The organism is Streptacidiphilus neutrinimicus, assembly GCF_000787815.1.
GTDB lineage: Bacteria > Actinomycetota > Actinomycetes > Streptomycetales > Streptomycetaceae > Streptacidiphilus > Streptacidiphilus neutrinimicus.
Genome location: NZ_BBPO01000110.1, coordinates 4,165 through 17,340 on the forward strand (window position 1 = coordinate 4,165; position 13,176 = coordinate 17,340).

Sequence of the window (13,176 nt, forward strand, 5' to 3'; positions counted from 1 at the left end):
CCCTTCGGCGGACGCGCCGAGGACCGCAGCCCGGGTGCGGTGGTGCGCGGCGGCGGCCGCGGCGGCGGCCGCGGCGGCACCGCCGGGGGTGCCCTCCGTCCCTGGCTCGCCGGGGCGGCCGAAGGGCAGCGGGCCGCTCGGCTCCGTGTCCGGCACCGGAGCCGGGTGCTCGGCCTGCCCGGGGAGCGCGCCCGGGTAGGGGGCGGGCGCGACCGACGGGTGGACGGCCGACAGATCCATCTCCGCGTCGAGCGGTGCCGGGCGACGCTGGCGGCCGGTCTCCAGCAGCGCGCTCGGCAGCAGGACCACGGCGGTGGTGCCGCCGTACGCGGAGGGCCGGAGCGAGACGCGGACACCGTGACGGCGGGCGAGGCGGCTGACCACGAAGAGACCGAGCCGGTCGCTGTCGAACAGGTCCGCCTGCTGCGCGTCGGCGATGCGGCGGTTGGCCTCGGCGATGGCCTCCTTGCCCATGCCGAGCCCGCGGTCCTCGATCTCCACCGCGTAGCCCGCGCCGACCTGTTCGCCGGCGACCAGCACCTTGGTGTGCGGAGGCGAGAACGCCGTGGCGTTCTCGACGAGTTCGGCGAGCAGGTGGGTGAGGTCGGCGACGGCCGCGCCCACCACGGCGACGCCGGGGAGGCGCCGGACGTCGACGCGGGAGTAGTCCTCGACCTCGGCGACCGCCGAGCGGACCACGTCCAGCAGCGGCACCGGCTTGCGCCAGGCACGGCCGGGCGCGGCACCGGAGAGGATGATCAGGCCCTCGGCGTGGCGGCGCATCCGGGTGGTGAGGTGGTCGAGCCGGAACAGGTCCTCCAGCTCGGACGGGTCCTCGGTGCGGCGCTCCATCGCGTCCAGCAGCGTCAGCTGCCGGTGCACCAGCACCTGGCTGCGCCTGGCCAGGTTGACGAAGACGCCGGAGACGCCGGAGAGCACCTCGGCGCGCTCGACGGCGGCGGTGAGCGCCGCACGCTGCACGGTGTTGAGGGCCTCGCCCACCTGGCCGAGCTCGTCGTCCCCGGCCTCGACGACGGGCGCCTCGGCCTCGATGTCGATCTCCTCCCCCGCCCGCAGCCGCCGCATCGCGGCGGGCAGCCGCCGACCGGCCAGCTCCAGCGCGGAGTTGCGCAGTTCCACCAGCTCGACGACGAGCCCGCGGCCGATCCGCACGGAGATCAGCAGCGACAGGACGACGGCGGCGAGGCCGAAGAGGACGGCGGCGCCGCTCGTGCTCAACACCCCGAGGCTGTACGGGTCGGAATTGGCCCCCGCCTCGGTACCGGCGGCCGACAGCACGGAATCCAGCCCATGCTGCACGGCGGCCGCCGTCGGCGCCCAGTCGGCGCCGGCGGCGCCCACGGCTCGGACGCCGCCGCCGGAGGCGTGGATCGCGTCCTCCAGCCGGAGCAGGGTCTGGGTCTGCTGGTCGTCCGTCACCTGCCGGTAGGCGGCGAGGTCCGCGGGCTGCAGGTCCGGTGCGGCGGAGGCGACGAGGGCGAGGCGGGCGTAACGTGCGCCGGTGAACTCCTGGTACTGCTCCGGGGTCATCCGCCCCGCGGCTTGTCCGGCCTGCACGGCGGCGTCCTCGCGGGCCAGCATCTCGCGAGCCTGGGAGAGTTCCAGCAGCACCCGCGCGTCGGAGGCGGCGGCGCTGTTCTGCACGGCCGTCAGCGAACCGACGACGCCGAGGCCGCTGTCCACGACGCCCGCGTAGGCGGTCGCCGCGCCGGGCCAGTCCACCTGCCGTCCCTCGATGCGGGAGCGGAGCCCGCGCAGCGAGGCGGTGGCGGCGTTCAGCGTCTCGATGCGGCCGGGCAGCGTGGCCGCCAGACCGGCGGCGTCGGGTTCGCCGCGCTGGACGTCCTGGCCCAGGGCGGCCACGGCGGCGTCGGTGGCCTTGGCCCTGCCGTCGTAGTCGGCCATCCGGACCTGGCCGGGCGCGGCCAGGTAGGCGAGGGCCGCGGTGCGTTCGGCCTGGACCGCCGAGAGGGCGGTGTCCAGGGGTTGCAGCAGCGTCTCGTCGACGTGCTTCAGGCGCACCAGGGAGTCGATCTGCTGGGCGGTGGTGACGGTGGCGAAGCCCCACAGGGCGAGCAGCGAGACAACCGGGACCATCAGCAGCGAGACGATGCGGGCGCGCACGGTGCGCGGGCGCAGCCGCAGGCGCAGCGTCAGCGGGTGGGGGCGGTAGGCGATCGGCCGTCCCTCGTCGGCGGGCGGCCCGGCGTGGGCCGGACGCGGACGCGGCGCGACCCCGGCAGTGGTGGTGCCGGTGGCGGAGGTGGTGGCCGCGGATCCCGGGGTCGAGGTGGGGGCCGTCACCGCGGCACCGCCGGGGCGTGGCGCAGGCCCTCGGCGCTGACGCTGGCGGCGCGTTGCTGCGCGGTGGGTGAGAGCGCGACGAACGCGGAGGTGAGGAAGAGGTAGGAACCGAGGCCGACCGCGAGCGGGAAGATGAACTGCATCAGGGTCGCGCCGTGCAGCGGCGTGTCTGCGGGCCGCACCTGGACCGACACCGCCTCCATGCCGGTGTAGTGCATGGAGCTGACGGCGATGCCCATCACCAGCGAGGCGCCGGCGGCCGCGACCGGGCCGGAGATGTTGAGCCCCGCCCAGAGCGCGGCGGTGGACGCGCCGATGGCGATGACCACCGAGAGCACGACCGCGAACGGCTCGTAACTGATCCGGCCGTGCAGGTCGAGCGCCAGCATGCCGATGTAGTGCATGGCCGCGACGCCGAGCCCGGTCGTCGTGCCGCCCAGTAGCAGGGAGCGGTACTTGTGCCGGCCGTAGCCGACGGCGAAGGCGCCGAGCCCGACGAACACCATCGCGCCGACGAGGCTGAGCACCGTCAGCGGCACGTTGTAGCGGATCTCGGTCCCGGTGACGGTGAAGCCGAGCATCGCCACGAAGTGCATGGTCCAGATTCCGGAGCCGATCGCGGAGGCGCCCGTGACCAGCCAGTTGCGTTTCGCGCGGCCGGTCGAGCCGACCGCACGCACCATGCAGCGCAGCCCCAGGGCCGAGCCGAGGACGGCCATCAGATAGGAAAGGATCGGCGTCAGCCAGCCGTACCCCAGCTCGGTCATGCTCCCCATGGCGCCCATGCGGCAGCCCCTCCGTCGTCAGGATCTGGCAGAACGGAGAGGGACGCTACTGAGCGGATTCACCCGATTACGCGGACTCCCGCAAAAGTGCCGCATCGGGGAACGAGGTGTGCTGAACTAATGAGGCATATGCCTGGCGTGATCACTCGCGAGATCACCCGTGATCACTGGAGCACACCCACGGCGCGGGCGATGACGAGCGCGAGGGTCAGCAGCGAGATGGTCGACTGGGAGAGCATCAGCATCTTCGCCCAGCGCGACAGCGGCATGGTGTCGGTGGGGCTGAAGGACGTGGCGTTGGTGAAGGCCACGTAGAGGTAGTCGATGTAGTACGGCTCCCAGTCGGGGCGGGCGATCCCCTCCTGCTGCATCTGCGGGAAGAGGAAGTCCGGGTGCTTGTGGACGCCTGCGGCGCGGGCGATCGGACCGCCGCGGTCCCACTCCCAGTACCAGAGGCTGAAGGCGATGATGTTGGTGATCCAGATCCCGCCGCCGGTGAGCAGCAGCTGGACGGGGCTGATCCCCTGCGAGCCGTGGAGGAGGTCGCGCACCAGCAGCACCGCGGACCAGCCGTTGGCGAGGCTGATCGCGGCGGCCAGCAGCAGGCCCAGCACCCGGACCCGGTTTCCGGACTTGGCGATGTGACGGTGCGGGTTGACCACGAGCAGCGCCGCCATCAGCAGCAGCTCCAGCGCGGGCATCAGCCACCGCGGGTGGATGCTGAGGCGCTCGGGCAGGAACCACTGGATGGCGATGGCGACGAGCAGCGCGGCCGTCACGGACCAGCGCTGCTCGCCCTCGGTCCGCCGGAGCCACGCAGGGAGCAGCGACTCCTCTTCCGCGACAGCGAGGGCTGCCGCCACGGATGGGGTTTCCGCGGCTTCGGCGGCTTCGGCGGTGTCCACGGCTTCCGCGTCGACGGGTTCGGGGCCGTCGACAAGGTCGGGCTCGGCGTGGTTGACGTTCTCCTGGGCGTTCACGGCGCACATTGTGCCGGGCGTCAGTATGAGCCAGGTCAGGGGGCGTCGCCCCGGAACGGATCGTGCGCGCAGCGCGACCTGCCCGGGCGGGCCCCTTCGGCCCGTACCCGCGGTCGATACGCTCGACCCGTGAACGAGAGCAGCGAGGCGGCGGGCGACCGCGAGTACCGCACCGAGGAGCTGGCCCGCGCGGCCGGCATCCCGGTGCGCACCCTGCGCTTCTACCGGGAGCGGCGGCTGCTGCCGCCGCCGCGCCGGGAGGGCCGGATCGCCTGGTACAGCGAGGAGCATCTCGCACGCCTGCGCGTCATCGCCGACCTGCTGGAACGCGGCCACACCCTGGGCGGCATCGCGGAGCTGCTCACCGCCTGGGAGTCGGGCCAGGACGTCGCCGAACTGCTGGGCCTGGAGGCCGCGATCGGCGCGCCCTGGTCCCAGGAGACGGAGACCGAGGTCACCGTCGAGCAGCTGGCCGAGGCGTTTCCCGGCCAGGTGGACGCCGAGTCGCTGGCCGCGTCGCTGGAGCTCGGCTACCTGCGGAACGAGGGCGACCGGTTCGTCCACGTCAGCCGCCGCCTGTTGGACGCCTCCGCGGCGCTGGTCGGGGAGGGCGTGCCGCTCGCCGCGGTCCTCACCACCGCCCGCGGCGTCCGCGCCAGCGCGGACGCCCTGGCGGACCAGTTCGTCGAACTGATCGTGGACCACCTCCTCCCCGACCTCGACGAGCCCCTCCCCCCGGGCGAGTCCACCCGCCTCGCCGAAGCCCTGAACCGCCTGCGCGACGTGGCGCGCACCGTGGTCGACGTCGAGTTCGCCCTCGCCATGGACCGCCGCGTCCAACGCGAGGTGAAACGCATCGGCACCACCCGCAAACCGCACTAGCCCGGAGCCTCCCCGGCCCTCAGGCGGGGATGCGGTGGAGGCGTTGGGGGGTGGAGTCCGGGCGGGTCTTGTGGAGGAAGGCGCGGCGGAGAGCGTGGTAGGAGTCGTCCGGGCCGTAGAAGTTGCGGTGCATCAGGGCGAGTTCCTCCGAGCGGTACCAGGCCAGGGGCCTGCGGCCCTCCGCGCGGCGGAGCGCGCCACGCTTCGCCGCCATGCGGCGGGGAAGGCGCGCGTCGAGCGCGAGTCCTTGGGCGAGCTCCGCGACGTGCTCGGCGAGCCGCTCCGGCGTGCAGTCCAGGACCCGGTCGACGAGGCCGAGGTCCAGCGCGCGTTCCGGACCGATCGGCAGCGCCTCCGTCGTCAGCCGACGGGCCTGCTCCTGGCCGACGCGACGCGGGAGGGTGTACGTCCAGAACTCCGAGCCGTGCAGGCCCATCAGGCGGTAGTGCGGGTTGAGCACCGCGCCCGCGCGGACCCACACCTCGTCCGCGGCGAGCGCCAGCATCAGGCCGCCCGCGGCGGCGTTGCCGCCGAGCGCGGCGACGGTCAGCTTGTCGCGGGTCGTCAGGATCGCCTCGACCAGGTCGTCCATCGCGTTGATGTTGGCCCACGACTCGCGCGCGGGATCCGGGGCCGCCTCGATCGCGCCGAGGTGGATCCCGTGGGAGAAGACGTCCCGGTGGGCGCCGAGGACCAGCACCCGCGTCGGGCGGCTGCGCGCGTAGCGGTACGCGGCGAGGAGCCGCCGGCAGTCGGCGGTGCTCATCGCGCCGCCGGGGAACGAGAAGCGCAGCAGCCCCGCGGCGCCGTGCTCCTCATACTGGATCGTGGCCCAGGTCTGCCGTTTGTGGTGCGGCCGCAACGGGGCGCCGATCTCCGGGACGCCGCGCAGCAGTCCGGCCGTCGCCAGCACGGTCGCCGCCGGGGCCTTCGCGGTGGCGGGCCCGCCCTGCTCCCGGCGCGGCCGCAGCGCGGTGAGCCAGACCGCGCCGTCGAGGGTGGCCCGGCACACCGCGCCGTCCCGTGTCGCCAGCAACGTGCCGGGTACACCGCGCAGTTCGTCGTCGGGCTGGCCGCCGTAGAGGTAGTAGGCCCGGCCGCCGAGCGTGTCGAGCACGCCGGGGCTGGAGTCCGCGGTGCGGAGCTTGCGGGCGACGGCGTCGGTCCGCTCCCCGGTCCAGTCGATCGCGCGCAGCTCCTGCCGGAAGTACGGCCTGGCCGCGCCCCCCTGCGCGGCGGGCCCCGGCACGAACCGACGCGAGGCGAAACGTTCCACCGCACGCTGCACGGCCACTGACGCGGCATCGGCGAGCTCGTTGCGGTAGAGGTCGCTCTTGGCGATCCCGCCGGCCTCCGCATGCTCGGGGATGTCGAACGGCTCCGCCGCCCAGACCGGCCCGGCGTCCATCTCGGCGACGGCCTGCAGCACCGTCACGCCCCAGGCGCGCCGCCCCTCGGCGAGCGCCCAGTCCAGCGCGGAAGGTCCCCGGTCCCCGGGCGGTCCGGGATGGACGATCAGGCAGGTGTGCCGGGACCAGACGTCCTCGGGGATGCGGCTGGTCAGCATGGGCGCGACGATCAGCTCGGGGCTGTGTCTGTGGACCGCCTCGCGCAGCTCTGTCTCCCCTCTCGGACCGCCGCCGAGGTCGAGCGAGACGGATATCTGGTGGCCCTGGTACGCCAGTTCGACGGCAAGGCGCTGGGTCAGGCTGTTGAAGGCGCTGGCGTGAAGGAGGATGCGCACGTTTCCCTCCGGGGCGGAAGGGGGACCGACGGGCACGGCCCCGCGTATGCCGCCGTCCCTACCCGTGGCCCCCGACCGGCACGCCGGGATCCGCCCCACCGCCCGATGCCTCGCCGCACGGCGTGCGGGACCCGCGCTCCCACACGCCCCCTCGTCGCGCCTTGACGGGATCGGCGACGGGGAGGCGCGCAGCTCTGCCGGCCGCCGGGCCGCTCAGGCGGTCGGGAAGGGCTCCGCGCGGTAGCCCCGGAGGAAGCGCTCGGCGATGGCCGTGCTCCAGGGCTGGACCAGAGTGTGCAGGCGGCGGGTGCGCTCCTCGCCGAGGGCGCGCCAGGGGGCCAGGGAGAGACGGTCCGTCAGGTCCTCGATCTCCTCGCGGACCTCACGCCCGCGCAGCGTCAGGCCGCCGTCCTCGGTGAGCAGGTGGCGGTCGTGGAGGCGCCGCTCCGCCGCCTCCCACGCCTCGTCGGACCAGCCGCGGCGCGGCTGAATGGAGGAGCGTCGCTCGTGTCCTGCGGCGACCGCGTTGACGAGGACCTCGACCGCGTCGAGGCCCGAGGCCAGCAGAGCGGTGTTGTGGCCGTCGCCGCGCCACTCGCGCAGCGTGGTGACCGCCTGCCAGAGCTTGAGGTGCGGGGGCTCGGGGAGGGGCAGCGCGGCGTTGGCCGCGCCCAGCGGACGACCCGCGAAGGTGCAGGCGGCGACCGCCTCCGCGGCGAGCTCCGCCGCCTCGGCCATCTCGGCGGACGCGAGGGCCTCGGCGCCGAGGGTGTCGCGCAGGGCCGCGTCCGCCGCCTCCAGGCGGACGGCGAGGATCTCCTCGGGGAAGCCGGCCGCGCGGACCTTCGCGGTGTTCGACGCGATCATGTCGGGGTCGAAGTGGAAGAAGACCGCCTCCACCAGCCCCTCCGACGCGGCGCCCAGCGGTGCCGACCGGCCGGCGAAGTACGCGCCCCAGGCGTCGAGCCCGAGGGAGCCGAAGACGCCCACCGCGGCGGGGCTGAAGACGAGCACCGCGTAGTAGGGGTCGAGGCCGTCGCGCATGGCGCGCGCGGCCCGCAGGTCGAACGGTCGAGTCGTCATCGTCACAGCGTAGGGGAGCTGGACTTAAATAGGTTGACTTCCTAAACCTTTCTTGTCTAAAGTTTCATTCAGAAACTTCAGGTGCTGAACTATCCAGCGCTTTGAGTATCCCCTGCGCTACCCGAAGACCCCGAACATTCCCGAAGGACCGCAGCTCGATGAGCACCTCCCAGTCCGCGAGCGCCGCCGCGCCCACCGCACGGCGCGGCAGCACGCCCCTCATCCTGGCCCTCGGCCTCGCGGCGATGGTCGTCTCGATGGCCCAGACCCAGGTCGTCCCGATCCTGTCGCTGCTCGCGCACGACCTGCACGCCAGCAGCTCCGGCGTGAGCTGGGTGACCACCGCCACCCTGCTCTCCGCGGCGGTCTTCACCCCGCTGCTCGGACGCGTCGGCGACCTCTACGGCAAGAAGCCCACGCTGATCGCCGTCCTCGCGGTGATGGTGGCCGGTTCGCTGCTCGCGGCGACCACGACCTCGCTCACGCTGCTGATCGTCGGCCGCGTGCTGCAGGGCTCCGCGACCGCGATCTTCCCGCTGGCGCTCTCGATCATCCGTGACCAGGTCCCCCACGAGAAGCTGCACGGCGCGATGGCGCTGGTCAGCAGCACCCTGGCGTTCGGATCCGGGCTGTCGCTGGTGATCACCGGCCTGCTCACGCAGGGCTCGAACCCGAACTACCACTCGGTCTTCTGGGTCTCCACCGGCCTCTCGCTGCTCGCGCTCGTCGCCGTCGTCCTCCTCGTCCCCAACCGCGGCCACGCGTCGGGCGGCCGGATCGACTACCTCGGGACGCTGACCATGGCGGGCTTCCTCGTCCTGCTGCTGCTCGGGATCTCGCAGGGCCACGAGTGGGGCTGGACCTCCGGCAAGACGCTGGGCTGCTTCGCCGGCTCCGCGGTCGTCGCGGCGCTCTGGGTCCTGGTGGAGCGCAAGGTCGCCTCTCCGCTGGTGGACCTGAAGATGTTCACGCACCGTCAGGTCGCCTTCACCAACCTCGCCGGCCTGTTCATCGGCTTCGCCTCGTTCGCTCAGTTCATCGGGATCTCCTACCTGGTGCAGATGCCGAAGCAGCTGACCGGCTACGGCTTCACCGCGTCCGTTCTGCGCGCCTCCGTGGAATACCTGCTGCCGAGCTCGCTCATCGCACTGATCGCGGCGCCCATCGGCGGGATTCTGGTGCGCAAGATCAGCGCGCGTGCCACGCTCGCGATCGGCGCACTGGTCGGCGTCGCCGGTTTCGGCTGGCTGGCCTTCTCCCACGGAAACAGCACCGGCGTGATCCTGGCCGGTCTGCTCACCGGCACCGCGATCGCCTTCGGCTACGCCTCCATGCCCGCCCTGATCGCGGCCAGCGTTCCGCTGGAGCAGACCGGCATCGCGAACGGCATCAACTCCATCTCCCGTTCGGTCGGCAGCTCGATCGCCTCCGCGGTCGTGACCTCGCTGCTCGCCTCCAAGCTGATCCACGGCCTGCCGCCGGGCCTGCCGCCGCTGCCGCAGGAGAGCCAGTTCACGCTCAGCTTCGCGATCGGCATGGGCGCGCTGGTGCTGACCGTCCCGGTCGCCCTGCTGGGCCTGAGCCGGATGCACAAGCCGCTCACCGCTCCCGTGGCCTCCGGCGGATCCGCGGACACGGTCGCCGACGCCGACGCCGACGCCGACACGGTCGCCGACGCGGTCGTCGAGGCCGTCGCGGACACGGTCGAGGCGAAGGCCTCCGTCAGCAACTGAGATCGGAACGGATCTCGCCGAAATGGCCCGTACGACCCCGAACTTCCTGGTGGGGGGCGTACGGGCCATTCGCACAGAAGATGAATCCTCGGTGATGTGCTCACGCCATTTCACCCCGCCTCTTACTTGACGATCATCCGATGAGTAGCCTCTCCCCCGTGCCATCAACCTCAGACGTCCCGGCCGCCGTCGGAAGCTTCGCGGCAATATGGAGCCGCGCGCTCTTCCCGGCCACGCCGACCGATCTGACGCGTGATCAGCTCACCGAGCTGCTCACCCCCATGGCCGGGCAGCTGCGCGACGCCCTGCACCAGGACCGATTCGACCCGCGCCCCGCCCGCGCCATCGGCAACGGCCTGGTCCGCGGCCACTCCGGCGAGCCCGACGCGCTGGCCCAGACGCTCGGCGTCATGGACGCCTACCTGCTGCTCTACTTCCCTCCGCCCAAGCCCCTCTCCGGCCCCATCGCCCGCGCCCGCAGCGCACGCCTCCAGCACGCCGTCGCCGCGGGATTCGTGGAGGCCCTGCGGGACGGGTGAGTTGCGGTGAGTTGCGCCACACCGAGGAGCGCACCCGGCGGCGCCGCAGTCGGGCGGGGCTCCCGTCCTGGACACCGTGCGTCCTGCTGTCGGTGGCAGCAGTTACTGTCGTGAGCCATGCGCTTCCTGCACACCTCCGACTGGCATCTGGGCCGCTCGCTCCATCGGGAGAACCTGCTCCCGGCCCAACGCGCCTTCCTGCGCCACCTGGTGCGGACCGCGGAGGCAGAGCGGGTGGACGCCGTCCTGGTCGCGGGTGACGTGTACGACAGAGCCGTCCCCAGTCTCGGGGCCGTGGAGCTGTTCGACGAGGCACTGCACGCGCTCGCCGCGGTCGGCGTGCCGGTCGTGCTGATCAGCGGGAACCACGACAGCGCGCAGCGGCTCGGGGTCGGCGCGGGGCTGGTCGCGCGCGCCGGGGTCCACCTGCGGACCTCGCCCGAGGCGGGCGCGCTCGCCGCGCCGGTGGTACTCGAGGACGCGCACGGGGCGGTCGCCGTCTACGGGCTGCCGTACCTGGAGCCGGCGCTCGTGCGCCAGCGGCTCGGCGCGGAGGAGGCGAGCCACACGGCCGTCCTCTCCGCCGCCATGGACGCCGTCCGCGCCGATCTCGCCGCGCGGCGTGCGGACGGCGGGCGGGTCCGCGCGGTGGTGCTCGCGCACGCCTTCGTCATCGGCGGCGAGGCCTGCGACAGCGAGCGGGACATCGCCGTGGGCGGGGTGCCGAGCGTGCCGGCCTCGGTGTTCGAGGGCGTGGACTACGCGGCCCTCGGGCATCTGCACGGGTGTCAGACGATCAACGAGCGGGTGCGCTACAGCGGATCGCCGCTGGCCTACTCGTTCTCCGAGGCCGACCACCGCAAGTCGATGTGGCTGGTCGAGCTCGGCCCGGCGGGCGAGGTGAGCGCGGAGCGGATCGACTGCCCGGTGCCCCGCCGTCTCGCGCGCCTGCGCGGCGAGCTGGAGGAGCTGCTGACCGCGTCCGCGCACGCGGCGGTCGAGGACTGCTGGCTGCACGTCACGCTCACGGACACGGCCCGCCCGGCGCAGGCGATGGAGCGGCTGCGGGCGCGGTTCCCGCACACGCTGCAGCTCGCGTTCGAGCCGCAGGGCCGGGAGGACGACGGGCTGCGCAGCTACGGCGCGCGGGTCCGCGGGCGGGACGACGGAGCGGTGGCGCTCGGGTTCGTCCGGCACGTGCGCGGCGCGGACGCCTCGGAGGCCGAGTCGACGTTGCTGGCCTCCGCCGTCGAGGCGGCGGCGCGCGCGGCGGGCGGGGAGATCTGATGCGGCTGCACACGCTGACCGTCACGGCCTTCGGCCCGTTCGGCGGGGAGGAGCGGGTCGACTTCGACAGCCTCGCCTCCGGCGGCCTCTTCCTGCTCACCGGGCCCACCGGCGCGGGCAAGACGAGCGTCCTGGACGCGGTCTGCTTCGCGCTCTACGGCTCGGTGCCCGGCAGTCGCGGCCGCGCGGCGCGCGCGCTGCGCAGCGACCACGCCGAGCCGACGCTGCTCACCAGGGTCGAGCTGGAGCTCACCCTCGGCGGCCGGCGGCTGCTCATCCAGCGCAGCCCCGAGCAACTGCGTCCCAAGCAGCGCGGCGCGGGCATGACGCCGGTCAAGGCGCAGACGCTGCTGAGCGAGTGGTCCGCGGAGGACGCCGCGTGGCGTCCGCGCAGCGGCTCGCACCAGGAGATCGGTCAGGAGCTGCTCGATCTGATCGGCATGAGCCGCGACCAGTTCACCCAGGTCGTGCTGCTCCCCCAGGGCGATTTCGCCCGCTTCCTGCAGGCGTCCGCGCAGGACCGCCGCGAGCTGCTCGGCCGTCTCTTCGACACCCGCCGCTTCGGCGAGGTCGAGGCGTGGCTGGCAGAGCACCGGCAGCAGTGCGAGAAGGAGACGCAGGCCGTCCGCGCCGACATCGCCGCCTCGGTGGAGCGGCTGCACGAGGCGGCGGGCGCCCCCGGGCTGCCGGCGCCCGAGCCCGAGGCCGCGGGTGAGGGAGTCTCCGCTTGGGCCGCCGCGTTGCGCGAGCAGGCCGCGCTGCGGCACGAGGTGGCCTCGGTGCGCTACGGCCTCGTCGGCGAGCGCCGCGCCGCGAGCCAGGCACGCCTGCGCGAGGCCGAGGCGCTCTTCGCCCGCCAGCGGGAACACCGCTCGGCCGTCGACGCGCTGCGCGCGCTGGCGGCGGAGGAGCCGCAGCAGCGCGAGCGCGAGGAGCGCCTCGCCGCGGCCGAACGGGCGGCCTCAGTCGCCCCCGTCCTCCGCCAGACGGACGAGGCGGAACACCACGCCGCACTCGCGTCGACCGAACGGTCCCGCGCCCTCGCCGCCCTCCCCGACGACGCACGGCACGCAGTGGCGGCGCAGAACCACGCGCCCTCGCCCACCACCGTGCCCCACCAGGCCGAGCGGCCAGCCACACACGCCGAACACACAACCCCGCACGCGGCACCAGTCGCACCCGTGCCGCACCAGACCGCGGAAGCCGAGCACCACGCCACCCAAGCGGCGGGTCAGGGCGCGCCGGCCCTCGCCGCAGGCGAGCCGGCCGTCGACGCGCGGCCAGCTACGGGAAAGGCCGCCGCGCACGCCGAAGGCACAACCGCGCACGCGGCACCACTCGCACCCGTGCCGCACCAGACCGCGGAAGCCGAGCACCACGCCACCCAAGCGGCGGGTCAGGGCGCGCCGGCCCTCGCCGCAGGCGAGCCGGCCATCGACGCGCGCCCGAGTACGGCGGAACGCGCCGCAGAGGCCGAGCGCACCACCGCGCGCGGGGGCGAGGGCGCGGCCCTCCGGGCGGCGGAGCGGGAGGTGGTCGGGGCTGTCGGCGAGTTGCGGGGGCTGCTGGACGCGGAGCGGCGGTTCGAGGCGCTGGGCGAGGAGTCGGCGCGTGCGGAGCGCCGATTCGCGCAGGCCGAGGAGGCGCGCGAGGACGCGGCCGGATGGCTTGCGGGCTGGCCCGCCGTCAGGGCCGGTGCGCAGCAGGCCGTCGACGAGGCGCGGGAGGTGGCGGGGCGGCGGCAGGGCCTCGACGAGCGGCTGCACGCCGTCGAGGAGCGTGCCGAGGCGGCGGGGCGGCGCGACGCGCTGCGGGCCC

General features: G+C 73.9%; 10 protein-coding genes. 5 read left to right on the top strand and 5 right to left on the bottom strand.

Annotated elements, in window-relative coordinates; all coding sequences use genetic code 11:
* The 3 genes from TR48_RS35530 to TR48_RS35540 all read right to left on the bottom strand — a co-directional run.
* A partial coding sequence (locus TR48_RS35530; RefSeq protein WP_052443316.1) for a sensor histidine kinase occupies positions 1–2,325 on the bottom strand: 2,325 nt, incomplete at its 3' end.
* The gene (locus tag TR48_RS35535) at positions 2,322–3,101 is read right to left on the bottom strand and encodes an MHYT domain-containing protein (RefSeq protein ID WP_042374720.1); all 780 of its coding nucleotides are present in this window, start codon (positions 3,099–3,101) and stop codon (positions 2,322–2,324) included. The genes TR48_RS35530 and TR48_RS35535, both read right to left, overlap by 4 nt.
* 173 nt (positions 3,102–3,274) lie before the next feature.
* A complete protein-coding gene (locus TR48_RS35540; protein ID WP_201777198.1) occupies positions 3,275–4,090 on the bottom strand; it encodes a DUF1345 domain-containing protein in 816 nt (271 codons plus the stop codon).
* Positions 4,091–4,219: 129 nt separating this feature from the next.
* On the opposite strand from TR48_RS35540, the gene TR48_RS35545 reads away from it, so the two are divergent.
* Positions 4,220–4,972, top strand: coding sequence for a MerR family transcriptional regulator (locus tag TR48_RS35545; RefSeq protein WP_042374714.1), 753 nt, complete (start codon positions 4,220–4,222; stop codon positions 4,970–4,972).
* Between the two features lie 19 nt (positions 4,973–4,991).
* Here the strand turns inward: TR48_RS35545 and TR48_RS35550 are convergent, their stop codons facing one another.
* Together TR48_RS35550 and TR48_RS35555 are read right to left on the bottom strand one after the other, a co-directional pair.
* Positions 4,992–6,716: an enoyl-CoA hydratase-related protein gene (locus TR48_RS35550; protein ID WP_042374715.1), complete on the bottom strand. Its 1,725-nt coding sequence runs from the start codon at positions 6,714–6,716 to the stop codon at positions 4,992–4,994.
* 213 nt (positions 6,717–6,929) lie between these two features.
* Positions 6,930–7,799, bottom strand: coding sequence for an SCO6745 family protein (locus TR48_RS35555; RefSeq protein WP_042374722.1), 870 nt, complete (start codon positions 7,797–7,799; stop codon positions 6,930–6,932).
* Between the two features lie 158 nt (positions 7,800–7,957).
* Here TR48_RS35555 and TR48_RS35560 point away from each other — a divergent pair, with 158 nt between their 5' ends.
* From TR48_RS35560 to TR48_RS39510, 4 genes are all read left to right on the top strand, one after another.
* On the top strand, positions 7,958–9,532 hold the full coding sequence (locus TR48_RS35560) for an MFS transporter (RefSeq protein ID WP_084730036.1): 1,575 nt from the start codon (positions 7,958–7,960) through the stop codon (positions 9,530–9,532).
* Positions 9,533–9,690: 158 nt separating this feature from the next.
* On the top strand, positions 9,691–10,071 hold the full coding sequence (locus TR48_RS35565) for a hypothetical protein (RefSeq protein WP_042374716.1): 381 nt from the start codon (positions 9,691–9,693) through the stop codon (positions 10,069–10,071).
* A gap of 117 nt (positions 10,072–10,188) precedes the next feature.
* Positions 10,189–11,358 carry an exonuclease SbcCD subunit D gene (locus tag TR48_RS35570; RefSeq protein WP_042374717.1) on the top strand — a complete coding sequence of 390 codons (1,170 nt, stop codon included), beginning with the start codon at positions 10,189–10,191 and terminating at the stop codon, positions 11,356–11,358.
* Positions 11,358–13,176: AAA family ATPase (locus tag TR48_RS39510; RefSeq protein ID WP_152628362.1), on the top strand; the 1,819-nt coding region annotated here is incomplete at its 3' end. The genes TR48_RS35570 and TR48_RS39510, both read left to right, overlap by 1 nt.